Source organism: uncultured Schumannella sp. (assembly GCF_905479755.1).
Taxonomy (GTDB): Bacteria; Actinomycetota; Actinomycetes; order Actinomycetales; family Microbacteriaceae; genus DCRR01.
Map to the genome: position 1 here is coordinate 35333 of NZ_CAJQNT010000027.1, position 18301 is coordinate 53633.

Sequence of the window (18301 nt, forward strand, 5' to 3'; positions counted from 1 at the left end):
CGCTAGGCCTTCCCGAGCTCCGCCTCGAGCCGCTGGCGTTGCTGCAGCGCGATCGATCGGGTGTCGTCATCCGGGTCGAAGCGGCGCAGGTCGGCCGGGTCGTCGGCAAGCCCGAAGCCGTGCTCGACGTTCCAGGTCACCCACACCTCGGCGCCGTCGTGCACGGCGGGGCCGAATCCCATGTTCTGGGCGAAGGCGACGATGTTGCCGACCCCGGGGATGCCGATCTGGTACTGGGTGCTGACGCCCGAGAACGAGACGTCGTTCACGCGCCCCGGCCCGAGCATGTTCACGCCCGCCTTCGCGGCAGGCTCCTTCGCATGCACCGTGAGCTTCTCCGGTCGCACGCCGATCGTCACCTCGCCGGAGTGGCGTTGGGCGCGCTCGGTCGGCGTCGCGATCTTCCGTCCGGCGACGTCGACGACGATGGTGTCGCCGGCACCGGCAACGACCGGACCCGAGAACAGGTTCGACTGGCCGAGGAAGTTCGCGACGAACGCGGTCTTCGGCAACTCGTAGAGCTCCTCGGGGGCGCCCATCTGTTCGATCCGCCCCTTGTTCATGACCGCGATCGTGTCGGCCATGGTCATGGCCTCCTCCTGATCGTGCGTCACGTGCAAGAAGGTCAGCCCGACATCATCCTGGATGTCTTTCAGCTCGATCTGCATCTGCCGACGCAGCTTCAGGTCGAGCGCACCGAGCGGCTCATCGAGCAGCAGCAGCGCCGGACGGTTGACGACGGCGCGGGCGAGAGCGACGCGCTGTTGCTGACCGCCCGACAACGACGCCGGACGCCGCTGTGCGAGGTGATCGAGTTCCACCAGACGCAGTGCCTCGTGCGCGAGTCCCATCGCGTTGTCGATCTTGCGACGCTTCAACCCGAAGGCGACGTTGTCGATGATCGACATGTGCGGGAACAGGGCGTAGCTCTGGAACACCGTGTTGACTGGACGGCGGTACGTCTTGACGTGGGTCACGTCGTTGCCGCCGATCAAGATCTGCCCGGATGTCGGATCCTCGAGCCCCGCAATGAGACGCAGGGTCGTCGTCTTGCCGCAGCCTGAGGGCCCCAGCAGGGCGAAGAACGACCCGGCCGGGATCATCAGATCGAGCTCTTCGATCGCGGTGAATCCGGGGAACCGCTTGCTCACGCCGACCAGTTCGAGGTCGGCACCCGATTCGGCGAAGGTGCTCGCCATGGTCGTCTCGCGCCCGTCCCTCGGCCTAGGCGCCCAGAAGAACAGCCTGGAACGCGCTGTCGAAGGACTGCTCCTCCGCGGAGGTGAGACCGCGGAAGACCTTGACCTGCGAGAGCGTCTCGGCGTTCGGGAAGATCAGCTGGTCGTCGGCGAGTTCGGGGTCGATGGCGAGCATCGCCTCCTGGGCTCCCTCGACGGGCGTGATGTAGTTCACCCAGGCCGCCACCTCGGCCGCGACCTCAGGCTCGTAGTAGTAGTTGATGAGCGTCTCGGCGTTGGTCTTGCGCGTCGAGCCGATCGGAATCATGTAGTTGTCGTTCCACAGGGTGCCGCCACCCTCGGGAATCATGAACTCCCACTTGTCGCCGGCCTCGTAGTTGATGACCGTGATGTCGCCCGACCAGCAGATCGCCACCAGGGTGTCCTCGTTGACGAGGTCGTCGAGGTAGGAGTTGCCGGCGACGTTGCGGATCTGACCGTTGGTGATCTGCTCGCGGAACACGTCGAGGGCGTTCTGGAACTGGTCCTCGGTGAAGTCGCCCGAGATGTCGACGCCCTGCTCGCTCATGATGACGCCGATCGTGTCGCGCATCTCGCTCAGCACGCCCACGCGGCCCTTGAACTCCGGCTTCCACAGATCCGACACCGAGCGGATGCCCTCCGGCACGCGCTCCTTGTTCCAGGCGATCCCGGCGAAGCCGCCCTGCCACGGGAGGGAGTTCGTGCGCCCCGGGTCGAAGCTCACGTCGACCAGGCTCGGGTTGAGGTTGGACTTATTGGGGATGTTGGCGTCGTTCAGCGGCTGCGTGTAGCCGAGACGGATCCAGCGGTTGCACATCCAGTCGGTGAGGCAGACCAGGTCGGCGCCGATGTCACGACCCAGCACCAGCTGGTCGCGCACCTTCGCGTAGTAGGTGTTGTTGTCGTCGATGTCGACGAGGTAGTTGACGGCGATCCCGGTCTCGGCGATGAACGCATCGAGCGTGGGGTTGTTGCCGTCGTCGTCCTCATCGAGGTACGCGGGCCAGTTCGCCCAGTTGAGCGTCGGGTCGTTCGCGGAGTTGTCGGTCGCGGCGGTCGGCGCTTCGGTGCCCGAGGGGGTGCACGCGGCGAGTGCGAGGGCCGTCGCGCCCGCGCCGGCACCCGCAAGAACAGCACGTCGGCTGAGTTGGGAGCGTCGCGCCTGCGCAACGAGTTGGCGGATGATCGGATCTTCGGGAAGCTGCCGAGTCATGACGGGGATCTCCTCACGGTCACGCGAATAGTTCCGGCTGTGGCGCCGTGTGTCGATACTGGCACAGCGGGTTCCCCGAGGGAACGGAAATCGCGCAAAACCTCCATCCCGAAACATAGATTTCACGAAATCCGCGTTGAACTCCAAAAATAATTGCGGAATCCGTGGAGCGCCCGGGCTACGCTGAAAGCATGAAGGTCGGGGTTCCGAGCGAGATCAAGAACAATGAGTTCCGCGTGGCCATCACCCCCGCGGGCGTCCACGAACTCAGCAGTCACGGCCACGAGGTCACGGTGCAAAGCGGCGCGGGCCTCGGCTCGTCCATCACCGATGATGACTACCGCGGCGCCGGCGCACACATCGCCGATGAGGCGGCGACGGTGTGGAACGAGTCGGAACTCATCCTCAAGGTGAAAGAGCCGATCGAGTCCGAGTACCGCTACTTCCGGCCCGACCTCACCCTCTTCGCCTACCTACACCTCGCCGCCGAGCGCGAGCTCACCGAAGCCCTGATGGCGAGCGGAATCACCGCGATCGCCTACGAAACCGTGCAGCTGCCCTCGCGGGCGCTCCCCCTGCTGGCCCCGATGAGTGAGGTCGCCGGTCGGCTGGCACCGATCGTCGGCGCCAACGCCATGATGAGCCCGAACGGCGGACCGGGGATCCTGGTTCCCGGTGTTCCGGGAACGCGCTCCGCCGAGGTGGTCATCCTCGGCGGCGGCGTCGCCGGAACCAACGCGGCGGCCGTCAGCGTCGGCCTCGGCGCCCGAGTCACCATCCTCGACACCAACATCGCGCGGCTGCGTGAACTCGATGCCCTGTACGCGGGCCGCGTGCGCACGGTCGTGTCCAACCGTTTCGAGATCGAACTCGCGGTCTGCGAAGCCAACCTCGTCGTCGGCTCGGTGCTCGTGCCCGGCGCCAAGGCGCCCAAGCTCGTCAGCAACGAGCTCGTGTCGCGCATGAAGCCGGGCAGCGTGCTCGTCGACATCGCAGTGGATCAGGGCGGCTGCTTCGAAGACAGCCACCCGACGACGCACGCCGACCCCACGTTCCGGGTTCACGACTCGCTGTTCTACTGCGTGGCGAACATGCCCGGGGCGGTGGCGCACACCTCGACCTATGCGCTCACCAATGCGACGTTGCCGTACGCCGCGACGCTCGCAAATCTGGGGTGGCGCGAGGCGCTGCGCCGCGACCCGGCGCTCGCGCTCGGGCTCAACGTGCACGCGGGCGCCCTGGTCACCGAACCCGTCGCCCTCGCCCACGGACTGCCGTCGGCCCCGCTGGCCTCAGTTCTCGCCTAGCCGCACCCGACGGATCTCGCCGGCCTCGACGAGCCACCATTCCTCCGGCTCGTCGGCGGCACCCGGGGCGGCCAGCGGCGGAGGGATCGCCCGCACGCGGGTGAGGTGACGCAGTTCCGTCAGCGAGACGCTCGCATCCACGAGAAAGCGCAACTCCCGCCGAGCGACGGCGAGCAGCGCCCAGGATGCGTTCCAGTCGTCGGCGTCGCCGATGAGCACCACTCCCCCGTCGCGCACCGTGAGGCCCGCGTCCGCGGCGGCCGACTGCTCGGAGAGCTCCCGCACCGCCCAGCCGCGCTCGCGCCACGCGGCGGCGCGCGCACGCACGCGCGCCGTGACCACCGCGATGCCGCCCTGGTCGGGGAGGTGGAGCGTCTCAGGGACGCGACGTCCGCGAGGGGCGAGGTCGCCGAGCACCCGATCGGCGTCGCCGTCCGGCCGGGCGACCTGCACCGAGACTCCGTGCCACCAGCCCGATCCCGGAGGTGCGGCGGCGGTGAAGAACTCGGAAGGAAGTCCGGCGAGAATGTGCTCCTCGCGACTGGGCTGGCGCAGGATGAGTCGCGCCGACACCGCACCCACCACGCCGTGGGTCGCGCCGGTCACGCGCGATGCGGCGAGAACCACCCCCGTTCCGGTGCGCGCCGACTCGCGGACCAGGCGGCCGAGGCGCGCCACGAACTCGGCGGCCTGGTCGACCGGGAAGGAGTCGAGCAGCACATCGAGATCGTCGATCACGATCAACCCGCCCGGTCGTGGCCGCTCGGTGCCGAGCGCCTCGAGGCGCGCCCACGCCTCCACGGGGTCGGGAGGAACCACGATGACGCCCCCCGGATGGAGCCGTTCCGCCTCCTCGGCGAGCGTCGCGAGCGCGCTGGTGCGGCCCGACCGCGGCGCCCCGGTCACCAGGAGCGCCCCGTGCTCGGCGGGAGCATACGCGGCGCGCTCGTGCCTCGCGAGTTCGACGCGATCGAGTAGCCCGAAGGCGAATACTCCCGCGCCGCTCGCCGCACCCGCCGCGCGGTCAAGGTCGTGCCTCGAGACCTCGGCGGGAAGAGGATCGCTCCACGGCTGCAGCTCCCCCGGGCGCGGGCTCGCGTCGCGACGGAGAGCCTCGACGTCGCGCCGGTCGGAGAGTGCGAGATGGATCTCGCGCTCTCCGCGCGCGTCTTTCAGGATGGCGCGGCCGTGTGCCGCCGCGGCGAGTCGCGCGGCGGAGTCCGTTCCGAGCACGGCCATCGACTCGGCGCGATCCGTCACCCGCAGCGCGATTTTCAACGTCACGTTGGCGAGGATGCCCTCGCGCACGACCCCGGTCGGCCGTTGGGTGCAGAGGATCAGGTGCACGCCGAGGGATCGCCCGCGCGCCGCGAGATCGCTGAACACCGCGTGCAGTTCGGGGTGATCCGTCACCACGGTCGCGTACTCGTCGACCGCGACGACGAGCCGCGGCAGTCGGCCCGGCGGCAGCTCGGCGATGCTTCGAGCACCGCACTCGGCGATCAGCCGCTCGCGCCGTTCCAACTCGGCGCGCAGGCCGCGCATCGCCCGACGCGCCCGGATCGCATCCAGATCGGTCACGATGCCCGCCACGTGCGGAACTCCGTCGAGCTGGCCGAAGGTCGACCCGCCCTTGAAGTCGATCAGCACGAACGCCACCTCGCGGGCCGTGTGGCTCGCGCACAACGCGAGCACCCACGACACGAGCGCTTCGCTTTTACCCGCGCCGGTGGTCCCGGCGATCAGGGCGTGCGGACCGTCTCGGTCGAGATCGATCTCAATCGGCCCCGAGTCGGCGACCGCGAACACCGCAGCTAGTCCGTGAGCCGCCGTCTCGTGTGTCGCGAGCGGCAGTTCGTCGAACGCCAGGGCCTCGGGCAGGCGCGCCGACTGGGGCATCAGGTCATGCCTCTCGGCGAGTGCCGTCAGCGCCCGCGCCCGAGCTCGGGCCTCGGGCTGTGTGAGCGCGTCGACGCGCAGTTGCCGCGACTCGGGCCCACCTCGCAGCAGCTCCGCGCCGCCGCCTCCGTCGATGCGCACGACACTCGCCACATCGCCCAGCAGAGCGACGCGACTCTCGGATGCGGACTCCCCGACCCAGCGCACCACGATCGGCGCTCCCGGCGGGGCGCTGCCCGCGGGCTCGAAGACGAACGCCGTCTCGTCGGCAACCCGCCACGCGTGCGGCAATTCGCCGGTCCAGCGCTCATCGGCCGGCGCGAGGACAGCCCAGTGCCGGGGCGAGAGCCGCGCGGCGATCTGGGTGGCCACCTCGCGAGCGTGGGCGCGCGCGAGCGCCTCCGGCCCGGCGATGCCGACTCCGCCGCGCGCGTCGAGCACCACGCTCGCGTCGACGATGCGCCGCGCGCGCTCACGGTCGGCCGCCAACTCGACGCCGAGCGCGTCCTCGGCCGCTGCGGTCGGCACCTCGCCCGCGATGTCGGCAGCTCGCACCTCCGCCAACCCGATGACGATGGGGAGCTCGGCCGGCTCGCCGTGCCAGTCGGTCACGACGGAGAGCGCGTCGTGCGCCCCCTCGACGCTCGGGCGCGCCCGGGCGAGCCGTGCCCGCGTCGCCGCGTGCAGCGCATCGACCTCGGCGCGCCACGCCGCGAGTTCGCGCTGGAACGCGGCGGCGTCGCGCCGCGTCGCGCGACGGCGCTGCCGCCACCCGTCGGCCACGTTGGCGAGCGCCGCGAGCGGTCCGAGCGCGGCGAAGACGAGCACCAGCGCCGACCCGGTCACCAGCCACATCGTCAGCGACAGCACCACCGGGATGACCGCCATCGCGACGGGGAACGGCGCCCGCGGCGGCGCGCTCGGTAGCGTCGGAAGCGGGCGGCGCGTCGGAGTCTCGGGGTTCGGTTCGACGGGCATGCGGCCATTCGACACCCGCGACCGTCAACGTCCGCGGCGGTTGGCACGAGCGGTGGACACCGCGCGGCGTGGCGCGCGGCGGAGGACGCGACCCGCGCTCAGCTCACGACGAAGAACTGATCGCCGATGTCGACGCGGCAGCCGCGCTCGATCCGGTAGCGGCGGCCCGGCTCGCAACGCCACGGATCCGCGTCCTGCGGCCGCACCACGGATCCGTTGGTCGCGTACCGATCGCTCACCCAGAGCACCCCCGCCTCCTGCCCGAATTCGAGGTGCGTCTTCGACACGGTCTTCGCGGGGTCGGCGACAGAGATCAACTGATCGACGAACTCGCCGGGTTGCACGACCGGGTTGCGGCCGATCAGCCCTGACCCCGAGACGGTCGCCGATTCGCCGGTGCTGAAGTGCAGCACGAAACGCTCGCCCGCGCCGCCGGCCGAATCCTCGCGACGCGGCACCAGATCCAGCTGCGCCCGCACGGCGGGACGGTCGACGGACTCGGACTCGGACTCGGAGCCAGCCGCCGCCGGCACCACGTCCGGCACGGCGTCCGGCACCACGTCCGGCACGGCGTCCGGCACAGCGACCGGTTCGGCGTCCGCTTCGGCGTCCGCCTCAGCATCCGGCATGACCTCCGGCTCCGGTTCCGGCTCCGGTTCCGGTTCCGGTTCCGGTTCCGGTTCTTCCTGAACCTCCGGCTCCGGCTCCGCGTCACGCGCCGCCGCGGTGGCGGGCGGCTCGACGAGCTCGTCCACCTCGGCCGAGGGACCGGTGGTCGGCGGCATCAAATCCCCCTCGACGGCGACCGTGTCGCGCGCCGACGACAGCTCCGCCGAGCCGACGACGAATCCGCACTCCCGGCAGAACACATCCGTCGTCAGGGCGACTGCGCTGCACTGCGGGCAACGCGGAAGCGACGTGGAACGCGCGACGGAGAGGTCGAGTCCGTGCTCCTCACTCGGGAGTGGCATGATCTCCTCGGTCGAGCCGACCGGCTCGGACGGGCCGCGCAGGCTGCGTTCGCCGTTCACGGAACGTCCGCACTCCCCGCAGAACAGCGCTCCGACCCGAAGCGATGAGCCGCAATATCGGCAGTTCACGAGTCCGTCTCCTTTCCGGGGCGCCACTCGCGCCAGCGCGCAGCGCCCAACGAGCGCACTGACACCTTGGCGCGGATGCGCCCCCAGCGCGTCGTCGACTGATCGAGGCTCGCACGCAACTCGTCGACGGCGCTCCAGACGTGATCGGCGTCCTCGGCGTCGGCGCTCTCCGGGGCGAAGATCGATCGGTCGACGACGGCAGCGAGTACGCGCGACGGCAACGAACCGACCTGGTTCGCGAACTCGGTGCGGGTCGCGGCGGCGGGCGGAGAGATGCCATGGTCGAGCGCGGTATCGGCGAACTCATCCCAGCCGCCCTGGATCCGGTCAAGAGGCTCCGCGGCCTTTCGCCGCAGGCGTCGACGGCGCAGCTTCGCGGCAATCACCAGCATGAATGGCGCGAGCAGGATCGCCGCCACCACGAGGAGAACGCCGAGACCCTGCAGGACGGCAAGCAGCGCCGCCAGCACGGGGTCGATCGACTCGGGGTCTTCCCGGGTGCTCTCGGGAGGAGTCTGCTCCTCGTGGTCGTTCACCGCGTCCGTGGGCGGGGGAACCAGCGACTGCGGCCGCGCGATCTCCTCCACCTGGTCGAGATCCTCCTCCGGGATCGGCCGCTCCGCCGGCACCGGATCGACGGCGACCCAGCCGAACTCGGCCGTCTCGATCTCGATCCAGGCCGACACGTCGGAGCCGCGAACCGAGATCGTCTCGGTGGCGCCGTCGGATTCGGGGGCGAAGCCGAACACCACGCGCGCCGGGAACCCGAGCTGGCGCGCCATGAGCGCGGCCGTGACCGCGTACTGCTCGGCATCGCCGATCATCTGGGGCGCCGTCAGCAGTTCGCTGATCCGGTCGGCCCCGTGGCCCGAGCGGCTCGGCGGCTCGTCGACGCTGAGACCGTGGCTGATGTAGCCCACCTCGGCGAGCTGGTCGAGGGTGCGGGTCAACTGCTCGCCGGGCTGGGTGACGCCGCGCACCCAGGAGTCCAGCAGTGCGGAGAGCCCATCGGGAACGGTGTCGATGCGCGGAAGGTCGCTCGAACCCGGGGTGAGCGTCACCAACGCGCTGAGGCCGAGCGTGGTCGTCGCAACCGAGGTGATGCGATAGCTGTCGCCGGAGGTGATCCCGCCGATCACGGCGGCGGTGTCGGTGTCGAGGTTGATGACGAGTTCGTCGCTCAACGCTGCCGCGTCGTCGCCCGCGAACTCCACGGTCTCGAGCCGGCCGAGGCTCGGAAGCCAGACCCCCTCGTAGTCGACGATCTCGACCTCGAGCTGCCTGCTCGGGAGTCCGAGCGCGCTTCGATCGATCGTTGCGGGGACGCGCACGAAGTCGGCCGAGCTGCCGCCGTCTGCCGCGCTGCCCACCGAGTACACAACACCGTCGTACTGGTCGAGCGTGGCGATGCGGATGCGTTCCCCGGCATCCAGGCCGGTCACCTGGAACTGCACCGAGTCGACCGTGTCCTCCTGGAGGTAGCGACGGAACGACGCCAGCGGGCTGGCGTACTCCCGCGGGTCGAAGGGTCGCTCGACGGTCTGCCGCAGCACCTCGCGTTCGGTCGCCGGGGGCAGGGCCTCGGTCGCCACGACGGCGACACCCGCCGCAATGGCGAGAACGGCCCCGGCCGCGACGAAGGCGCGGGCCCCTCCCGACTTCACGGCGGATCGCGCCCGGCGCGACTGCATCGGGCCGCTCAGGGCGCGCAGGGCCGCGCGACGCCGACGAATTCGCCGCCAGACATGCCAGGCCAGTCCCACTGCCAGGAGCGACAACGCGATCGGCACCGGCCACACCGGATTGGCCGGTCCGAAGGCGATGCCCGCGATCGCGGTGGCGATCGGGCCGAGCATGCCCCACTCACCGCCGCGCTCGCGCGCGCCGATCCACACCCCGGTGAACATCGACAGCATGACCAGGAGGTAGATCGGCACGAGCAGCGCCTGGTAGTCCCCCACCGGGAGCGTGATCGTGAGCAGCTGCTTCCAGCCGAGCGCGACACCGCTGACCAGATCGACGATGCCTTCGACGCTCGGCAGCACGCCGTCGATCGCCCGCGACGGCACCGCGAGCGGGACACCGGCGAACACGAACACCACGAAGGCGACGAGCGCGAAGACCCAGCCGGGCCAGCGCAGAGTCACGGCCGTGGCCGAGAGGATCGCGGCGATCAGGATGCCCTGCACGACCACCGCGATGAACTGCGGGTGCTCGTAGATCGGCCACCACACCGCGGCGGCGATCGCGGTGGCGAGGCTCGCGAAGACCACCGTCAGCAACAGCGTGGGCGCCGAGGTGCGCGGCGTCATCGTGTGGCCGCCGTTCGGGCGAGGGCGTGCTTCAGGTCGTCGAGAAGCCCGACCGAGAGGATGTCGATGCCCGCGACGCGACGCAGCCCCGGGAGCGCCTCGGGATCGCAGACGACCGCGATGACCGCGACGTCGGCGGGAAACGCCGCGGCGGCGGAACGCAACTGCGCGGGGGTCGTCATCGATCCGCTGATCAGGAACGCGAGCGACACTTGACCGACCTGATCGGCGACCGCATGCGCGACGTCGCGCAACCCGATGGCGCCCTCGGCGAGGTCGACGACGGCGAGATCGTCGAGGAGGCGTTCGGCACGATGGGTGGCGAGCGCCCGCACGCCGTAGCTGGGTCGTTTTGCGAACGCCGGGGTGATCGTCGAGACCACGACGGAGAGGCTGCGACCGTCGCGGATGGCGCGCACCCCGAGGCTCCCGGCGACGCTGACCGCGAGCTCGAACTCGTCGTCGTTCGCGAAGTCGCTCGGGGCGAGACTGAGGGCGACCGCGAGGTGGCTGCGCCGCGTCTGCTCGAACTGGCGCACCATGTAGGTGCCGGTCTTCGCCGTCGACTTCCAATGGATGTAGCGGCGTTCATCGCCCGGCTGGTATTCGCGTAGCGCATGGAAGGCGAGGTCGTTCGACGAGAGGTCGCGTGTCGTCACGCCCTCCAGATCGTGAATGAGTCCCGTGCTCGTGCTCGGCGCGGCGATCGTCACCGGATGCACGATGAGGGTCTCCTCGTCGCTCCAGACGAGCTCGCGTCGCACCATCCCGACCGGGTCCGCGCGCACCGTCCGGACCGGGCCGAGCGGGATCACGCCGCGCCGGCTCGTCGGGAGGGGAACCTCGTGCGAGTACTCGGCGTCGCCGCGAAGTCCCGGGATCGCCAACTCGACGAGTCCCTGCGCGACGGGCACCTCGACCGAGGTCGGCAGGCTGCGCTGCCCGCGCGGGTTGCGCGCGACGACCTGGAGCGCCGCGGGCTGGCCGGCGACGACGCGGTGATGCGGCAGGGTGAGCTCGATCTGAATGCGCGGTCGACCGATCAGGTAGATGACCGCCACCACCGCGAGCGCGATCGTGGCCCAGCCGACGGCGACGAATTCGACCCAGCCGAGGGTGTAGCCGAGCACGAGGACAACGGGCGCGGCGAGCAGCAGCCCCCAGCCCAGCGGCGTGACGACGGCGGCTGCGTGGCCGAACCAGCGCCCCGCCGCCCCCCGCACGGTGCCGAACACCCGCACCACGAACACCACGGAGTCGGCAAGGACACCCGTGCGGGTTCCGACGATCCGCGCTCGGGTGTTGTGCAGGGTGTTCGTGTCGCTCGTGTGCGGCGACCCCCGGGACTCTTGGGGAATAGTCACACGGCAAGCCGATCGCTCGGCGGGGCGATCTCGAGCAGCAGCTGCGAGATGACGCTCGTCGCCGTGACCCCGTCGAACTCGGACTCGGGGTCGAGCACGAGACGGTGCGCCAGCACCGGCTCGGCGAGCGACTTGACGTCGTCCGGGATCACGTAGTGCCGCCCGCTCGCCGCGGCGAGCGTCTTGGCGGCGCGCACGAGCGAGAGCGCCCCGCGCACGCTGACGCCCAGGCGGACCTCGCGCGCGGCGCGCGTCGCTTCAACGAGCCGCGACACATAGTCGTTGACGCTCGGGTCAACGTGGACTTCGCGCGCGTAGCCGATGAGCTCGCGCACCGCCTCCTCGGTCAGCACGGGCGACAGCACGGTGTCGTGGGCGCTGACACCGGCGCCGTCCAGAATCCGCAGCGTCGCCGCGCGGTCGGGGTAGCCGATCGAGGCCTTCAACATGAACCGGTCGAGCTGAGCCTCGGGCAGACGGTACGTCCCGGCCTGTTCGATCGGGTTTTGCGTGGCGACCACCATGAACGGCGACGGAACCGGATGCGGGACGCCGTCCACCGTGACGCGGTGCTCCTCCATGACCTCGAGAAGCGCCGCCTGGGTCTTCGGGCTCGCGCGGTTGATCTCATCGGCGAGGACGATGTTCGAGAACACCGGCCCGCCGTGGAACGAGAACTCGCCGCGGCGCTGATCGAACACGCTCACCCCGGTGATGTCGCCGGGCAGCAGGTCCGGTGTGAACTGGATTCGGGAGACCGAACCCTGCACGCTCTGGGCGATCGCGCGCGCGAACGAGGTCTTCCCGGTTCCCGGGTAGTCCTCCAGCAGCAGGTGCCCCTCGCTGAGCAGCGCGACGAAGCCGAGCCGAATCACGAAGGTCTTGCCGACGAGAACGTTCTCGACATTGGCGACGAGCCGCCCGAAGGCGTCTTGGAACATGGTCGCCTGTTCCGGGGTGATACTCATGGTTCGGGTCCTCTCGGGTGGAGTTGCTCGACGTCAGTCGAAGTCTTCCCAGTTGTAGGTTCGGTCGTATCTCGATCCGCCGTTGGCGGTGATGCGGATCTCGAGATCGTCGGGGTGGAGCGCGCCGCTCGCGGTGCAGACGCCACCGCCGCTCGTGGGCATCGTCGTCCAGGTCGACGTGCCGCAGCGGTACTGGATCAGTTCGTAGGTGCCGGCCGGGGGCGCGCTCCAGCGCCACTCCCCCTCGACGCCGACTCCGGTCGAGGTCACCGTCGCGCTGAGGCCCGGAGGAGCGACGTTGGCGACGGGGGTTCCGATGGCGAAGGCCGCCGACCACTCGCTCGCGCACAGCGTCACTTCGGGCCACACCTTGCAGGCGAGGAATTCGGCGCTGATCGCGGTGCCGTAGTGGCTGCCGTTCTGCGTCGTGAGATACGCCGACCCGACCGGGACGAGTTCGCTCACGGTGCCGTCCACGCCGGCGCCGATCAAACGGTACTTCACGTAGTCGGCCGAGGCGGACTCGTTGGTGATTCTGGTGAGCCGGAAGTCCCAGCGGCCGTTGTCTCCCGGCGAGGTGGCATCGCTCGTGGTGATCGACGTGACGACACCCGGCGTCGCCCGCGTGATCACCCGAGCGCTCGTCGCGGCCTCGCTGCACCCGCCGAGCCCGTTCTTCGCGTACACGACGACCATGTAGTCGCGGTTGGGCGATAGGCCCGTGAACTCGGTGCTCGTCGCGGTTCCCACGGAGGACGCCGACGAGCAGCTGGGGGCATTGCTGCCCTGCGTGATCGCGACAAGATACTCGGTGATCGCGCGCCCGTTGCTGTTGAACACGTCGGCCCATTGCGCCGACACCGTCGTCCCCGAGGATGACGAAACCCCGGATGCGGTGGGAGTTCCCACGACGAGCGGCGTCCAGGCGGGAGTCCCGGTCGACGAGGCCTGATTCCAGGTGGCCAGGCTGTTCGGGGCGCTGTTGCGCGCACTCACGCTGTACTGCACCGAGCTCCCGTTGACGACACCGGCGATCGGCGCGACATCGAGGCTGTAGAGCGTGCCGACCGCGTCGCTCGAGTTCACCGTGACCTCGCGAGAAACATCCGCGACCGTGACGATATAACGCTCGATCGGGCTGGCGGTTCCGGAGCTCTCGGGCTTGCGCCAGGACACGCTCAAACCCTTGTCGAGGGAAGATGAGCTCAGTGACACGGGCGGCGGCGGGATGATGTCACTCCAGATCGCCCCGGCGGAGTTCGCGACCGCGGTCGAGGAGCCGACCTCGTTGATCGCGACGATCGAGAACTTGACCGAGTTGCTGGGCCCGTTGCCGGGCGTCGCGATCGCGCAGTTCACGTTCGTCGTGCACGTGGTGGTCGAGTACGCGGCACCGCTCGACGCCAGCGTGGTGCGGATCTCGTACGCGGTGATCGGCGAGTTATTGGCGGCGCCGGGCGTCCAGGAGAGCTTCAGCACGCGATCGGCGAACTCGGTGACGCGGAAGTTGGTCACCGGATCGGGGACGTCCTGCACCGAGACCGTGACATTCCCCCACACGTAGCGGCTGGGGTTGCCGGTCGCGTCCGCCACCTGGTACTGGAAGTTCACCTCGACCGGGTCGGCGGTCTCGGACACCTGAACGGTGACGCGTGATCGATCCGCACTCGGCGTGATGGTGAGCCCCGCGGGGAGCTCCGCGCCGCCGAGGCCGCGAATCGCCACGACGGTCAGCGGGCTGGTCGGGAAGGGGTTGTTGACCTGGTCGTTGGCGAGGACGTCGACCACCGTCGTCTCCCCGCGCAGCGCGACCGCGCTGTCCGCGACCGGCTGCGCCAGCGGCGCCGTCGATTGGACGACCGAGAGACGAATCGTGCCGGGTTCACCTTCGTTGATCGCGTCGCGGACGCCGATGCGGGCCACGGCGCTCGTGCCGGCCGGAGTCGACAGGGCGGCCGTGATCACCATGCGCTGACCGTTGACCTCGACGCTGAACCCCTCGGGGAGCGGATCGAGCGGCGTGTACGCGAGTTCGTCGATGTCGTCGTAGGGGTAGTTCGTGAGCCGAATCAGGTCGAACTCCCGCGACTGCCCCGGCTCGAAGTTGACGTCGGCGCCGACGAAGATCGGGGGCTGGTTCTCACGGGGTTCGACCGTGATCGCCAGCGTCAGCACCGCTCGGCGGCCGTCCGGGTCGTCGGGGCTCGTGCCATCGGTCACCTCCACCGTGATCGAGGCGGGGCCGAAGTAGCGGTCGGCGGACGTGAAGGCGAGGTTCTGATCGTCGACGACGATCTCACTCCCATCGCTGTGGGTCGCGCGCACCGTGCTCGCGTCCACGAGGCGCACGCTCTGGCCGCCGAGCGCCACGATGTAGTCGTTGAGCGCGATCTGCAGCGTCTGCTCGCTCTCGATCACGAGTTCGGGGGCGGTCGGGTCGAGCTGCGGCAGCGCATCGTCGTAGCCGGGCACCCAGAGGAACGCGAAGGCGCGCACGTCGGCGTCCTCCGGATGCGCCACCGAGAACGGGATGATCTGCGACGCGCCCTCGATCGACACCCGCACGCTGCCGCCCGGAAGCACCTCGGCGGAGCTCGAGTAGCCCGGGACGAGACTGAGTTCGAGCTCGCTCACGGCCCCGTCGGCGAAGAACACGTTGCTGAGCACATCGACATCGAGCGTCGAGCGGTCCAGCACCTCGGCGACCGTCAGCACCGTGTCAGAGGCGACCGGCACAGCGAGCGGGGCATCCGGATCGACGGTCACCGTCACGAAGTTGGTGCTCGTGCCGCCGTACTGGTTCTCGATCGTGTAGACGACCGAGTATCGGCCCGCCTCCGCGGGCGGGGTGATGCGCACGATCGACTCGTCGATCACCTCGACCGCGACCTCGGAGTCCTGGGCGTTGGGGAGCGCGGCGACGACGCGCAGCGGCGACCCATCCGGATCGGAGTCGTTGTTGAGCACCTGCACCGACACGGTGCGCCCCGGCCGGATCGACACGACGTCCTCGTTCGCGACGGGGTTCCGCGCTCCCTCGAGCCGGGGGCTGATGCCGATCCGGATGAGACCTTCGGCGCGCGCCCCGAGACCGTCCACGACGGTGTAGCTGAACTCATCCGTCCCGCTGGAGTATTCCCCCGCCTCGTAGACGATCGCCCCGCCCACGGTCGAGAGCACGGCGCCCTTCTCGGGGTTGGTGGCGACGCCGATCAACTGCACGGCATCGCCGTCGGGGTCGACGGCGCTGAGCGGGATGTCGATCTGAACGCTCTCGCCGGCGATCACCCGCGCGGTGACGGTGCGTGGAACCGGGGCGCTGTTCGTCTCCTCGTCGACCTCGCGCACCGACAGCCGGACGGTCGCCTGCGCGATCTGCCCGTCCTCCCCGCGGATCGCGTAGACGGCCGAGTAGTTGCCGGCGTTCTCCGGTGCGAGGTAGCGGAGTTCGTCGCCTGAGGCGAACAACAGGCCGGAGTCCTCGGGAAGGTCCTGCGCGAGCGCCGACATGAGTTCGAACTCTTGGCCGTCTGGTTGCTCATCGTTGTCGAGCACCGGAATGTCGACGACATCGCCGACCCGGACCGTGACCGCGTCATCATTCGCGATCGGCGCCTGAACGCGGCTGGGCTCGGGAATCTCGACCACGGTGATCGTTCCCTCGGCATCCGCGACGCCGTTGCTGATGCGGTAGTGCAGCGTGATCGGGCCGTCGTCGAGGGGCGAGCGCAAGGTGATGCGCACCTCGCGCTGGTCGAGGATCTCCGCGGCCACGCCAGCGTCCTCGGGGACGTCGGTGACGCCGGTGACGACGAGCACGCCGCCGGCCGGGTCGATGTCGGTCAGCGTGGGGTCGACCGTGGCGCTCGCCAGGGTGCGCACGAAAACGGTCTGCGGAACGGTGATGGGCTTGGTGCCCGCGTCCGGCGGTGCCGAGACGTCGACGCGGACCAGCCCGGTCGAAGTCTCGTCGCCGTCCGTCACGGTGAAGCTCAGATATTGCGTCCCCACGCGAGTGGTCGCCACCGTGAACGTGCCGGCCTCAAAATTCGGGATGACCGTGACATCGGCCTTCTCGGCCACCGCGGTCAGACGGATCGTGCCGGTTCCGCCGCGGACGTGGTTGAGCGGACGCACCGTCACCTGTTCGCCCGCGGTCGCCACCACGACCCACGACTCGATCACGATCGGCACATCGCCGCGCGCCTGCACGTCGACCTCGAGCGTGCCGCTGGAGGATTCCCGCCCGTCGGTCATCGTGACCCCGACGACGGCGCGTCCGGTCGATTCGCCGGCGTCCGTGAAGACGACGACACCGTCCGGCTTCGAGCTCACCGCGTTCGGCTCGGCGGTGCTCGCGTCCGTCAGATAGAACGGGTCCCCGTCCGGGTCGTACCAGTCGCCGAGGATCGAGGTCGAGACTCGCGAGCCGGAGGCGACGGTGGCAGTGGAGAACCGCACCTGCTGCGGTGGCGAGTTCTCCTGATCGCTGCGCACCTCGACGGTCAGGGTCGCGCTCGCCGTCCCGCCCCGGCCGTCGGTGATCGTGTAGCGCAGGTCAAAACTGCCGCGCGCACTCGAGTCGAGCGTCAGCTGGAGCTGCTGATTGCGCGAAACCAGATCGACGCGCCCGATCGACTCATCGATCTGCTCGACCTCGCTGATCACGAGCACATCGCCGTTCGCGTCGTAGTCGTTCAGCAGGACCGACATCACGGTGGCGCGACCCGGCCGCGCCCCGAACTCGTCGTCCAGGGCCACGGGCGGCTGCTGCTGCGGATCGATCTCCGGCGGGGTGTCCAGGTCGTTGACCACCTGCTCCTGCTGCTGGTCGGCCGCGATGAGGACATCCCAGTTGTTGATCAGTTGCCCGAGGTCGTCGATCGCCCAGCTCGCGCCGCCGCGAGCGTCGTTCAGGACGACGTGATCGGCGTTGCGCGCGAACGCGAGCGCCGCCTCGCTCGGCATCTCGGCGAGCGCCAGCTCGACCGGCTCCGCGCCGGCGCAGTCGCGCCATCCGAGCCCCCCGGCCCACGCCGCGAAGACGCACCCGTCGCTGACGAGCGGAGCCGCGGCGCTGCCGACGGCGCCCTCGACGATCGACTCGATCGTCCCCGTCGCCAACACGATGCGGGCGAGCCCGGTCGCCGTCGCAAGGTACACCGCATCCCCGGAGACGCTCGGTGTCTGAACGACGGGAGCCGAACCCAGCTCGAGAGCACCCCCGAGCGCGATGACGCCGGACTCCGAGATCAGGCGAGCGCCGGTCGGATCGAACACCACCCAGCGCCCGGAGACCGAGGTCAGCTGGTAGTTCGTCGCGGTCGCCTCCGACTCGAAGGTCCAGCTCTCGCTCGCCCGGGCGCCTTGAGCCAGATCGAGACGGTAGACCTCGCCGAGCTCGGGCGAGGCGGCGAAGACCTCGCCGGCGTCGTCGACCGTCACCAGAGACTGCTCGCCGAGCGTCAAGACCGAGGGGCTCGCGGGATCGAAGCTGCCGATCTCGCTGAGCGGAGTGAGCCAGACCTCACCGGTGCCGACGGCATGAATGATCACCCGGTCCCCCGCGATGAGCACCCGCGGGTCCTCGGATGGCAGCGCCACCCGCTCGGCGATCTGCGCCGTGCTCGGGTCGACGATGTCGAGGGTCGCGTTGACCGAGTCGACGAGAAAGACCGACTCACCCGACTGGATGATCTCGCCCGAGGCCACGTCGGTCTCGATGACGGTGTTCAATTCCAGAACGCCGGGGTTCGCGCGACCGATCGCCTGAGACTCGAGGTTCGTCACCCACACGGTGCCGTCATTGAGCGACACGCGCTGAGTCGCGTATCCGGGCGAGACGATGGCGACGGTCACCACGACGGCCGCGATCACCACGCCGCTGATGCCGGCGGCGAACGCCGCGCGGTTCTTCCGGATCCACTCGCCCAGCACCCG

The 18301-nt window shown here is 69.8% G+C and carries 9 protein-coding genes; 1 reads left to right on the forward strand and 8 read right to left on the reverse strand.

Annotated features, from left to right (window positions below):
* Window positions 1-2 precede the first annotated feature (2 nt).
* Both QZ258_RS07840 and QZ258_RS07845 read right to left on the reverse strand, forming a co-directional pair.
* On the reverse strand, window positions 3-1199 hold the full coding sequence (locus QZ258_RS07840; protein WP_294180254.1) for an ABC transporter ATP-binding protein: 1197 nt from the start codon (window positions 1197-1199) through the stop codon (window positions 3-5).
* A 25-nt stretch (window positions 1200-1224) separates the two neighbouring features.
* Window positions 1225-2433: a PotD/PotF family extracellular solute-binding protein gene (locus QZ258_RS07845; RefSeq protein ID WP_294180256.1), complete on the reverse strand. Its 1209-nt coding sequence runs from the start codon at window positions 2431-2433 to the stop codon at window positions 1225-1227.
* Between the two features lie 191 nt (window positions 2434-2624).
* Here QZ258_RS07845 and ald point away from each other — a divergent pair, with 191 nt between their 5' ends.
* A complete protein-coding gene (ald, locus tag QZ258_RS07850) occupies window positions 2625-3740 on the forward strand; it encodes an alanine dehydrogenase (protein ID WP_294180257.1) in 1116 nt (371 codons plus the stop codon).
* Here the strand turns inward: ald and QZ258_RS07855 are convergent.
* From QZ258_RS07855 to QZ258_RS07880, 6 genes are all read right to left on the reverse strand, one after another.
* Window positions 3726-6617 carry an FtsK/SpoIIIE domain-containing protein gene (locus QZ258_RS07855; protein WP_294180265.1) on the reverse strand — a complete coding sequence of 964 codons (2892 nt, stop codon included), beginning with the start codon at window positions 6615-6617 and terminating at the stop codon, window positions 3726-3728. The two genes, ald and QZ258_RS07855, sit on opposite strands and share 15 nt — an antisense overlap.
* A gap of 98 nt (window positions 6618-6715) precedes the next feature.
* Complete coding sequence (locus QZ258_RS07860; RefSeq protein ID WP_363182233.1) at window positions 6716-7744, reverse strand: zinc ribbon domain-containing protein; 1029 nt, start codon at window positions 7742-7744, stop codon at window positions 6716-6718.
* Window positions 7714-10029: a transglutaminase-like domain-containing protein gene (locus QZ258_RS07865; protein ID WP_294180287.1), complete on the reverse strand. Its 2316-nt coding sequence runs from the start codon at window positions 10027-10029 to the stop codon at window positions 7714-7716. The genes QZ258_RS07860 and QZ258_RS07865 overlap by 31 nt, the downstream gene beginning before the upstream one ends.
* Window positions 10026-11393: a DUF58 domain-containing protein gene (locus QZ258_RS07870; RefSeq protein WP_294180290.1), complete on the reverse strand. Its 1368-nt coding sequence runs from the start codon at window positions 11391-11393 to the stop codon at window positions 10026-10028. Before QZ258_RS07870 ends, QZ258_RS07865 begins: the two co-directional genes overlap by 4 nt.
* Window positions 11390-12361, reverse strand: coding sequence for a MoxR family ATPase (locus QZ258_RS07875; RefSeq protein WP_294180292.1), 972 nt, complete (start codon window positions 12359-12361; stop codon window positions 11390-11392). Before QZ258_RS07875 ends, QZ258_RS07870 begins: the two co-directional genes overlap by 4 nt.
* A 33-nt stretch (window positions 12362-12394) precedes the next feature.
* A complete protein-coding gene (locus QZ258_RS07880; RefSeq protein ID WP_294180294.1) occupies window positions 12395-18298 on the reverse strand; it encodes an Ig-like domain-containing protein in 5904 nt (1967 codons plus the stop codon).
* Between the last annotated feature and the right edge of the window lie 3 nt (window positions 18299-18301).

What these genes read in the sequence shown, in the direction of transcription:
- QZ258_RS07845 (WP_294180256.1), bottom strand. Translation starts at nt 2,433, where the DNA reads ATGACTCGGCAGCTTCCCGAAGATCCGATCATCCGCCAACTCGTTGCG.
- QZ258_RS07840 (WP_294180254.1), bottom strand. Translation starts at nt 1,199, where the DNA reads ATGGCGAGCACCTTCGCCGAATCGGGTGCCGACCTCGAACTGGTCGGC.
- QZ258_RS07855 (WP_294180265.1), bottom strand. Translation starts at nt 6,617, where the DNA reads ATGCCCGTCGAACCGAACCCCGAGACTCCGACGCGCCGCCCGCTTCCG.
- QZ258_RS07865 (WP_294180287.1), bottom strand. Translation starts at nt 10,029, where the DNA reads ATGACGCCGCGCACCTCGGCGCCCACGCTGTTGCTGACGGTGGTCTTC.
- QZ258_RS07875 (WP_294180292.1), bottom strand. Translation starts at nt 12,361, where the DNA reads ATGAGTATCACCCCGGAACAGGCGACCATGTTCCAAGACGCCTTCGGG.
- ald (WP_294180257.1), top strand. Translation starts at nt 2,625, where the DNA reads ATGAAGGTCGGGGTTCCGAGCGAGATCAAGAACAATGAGTTCCGCGTG.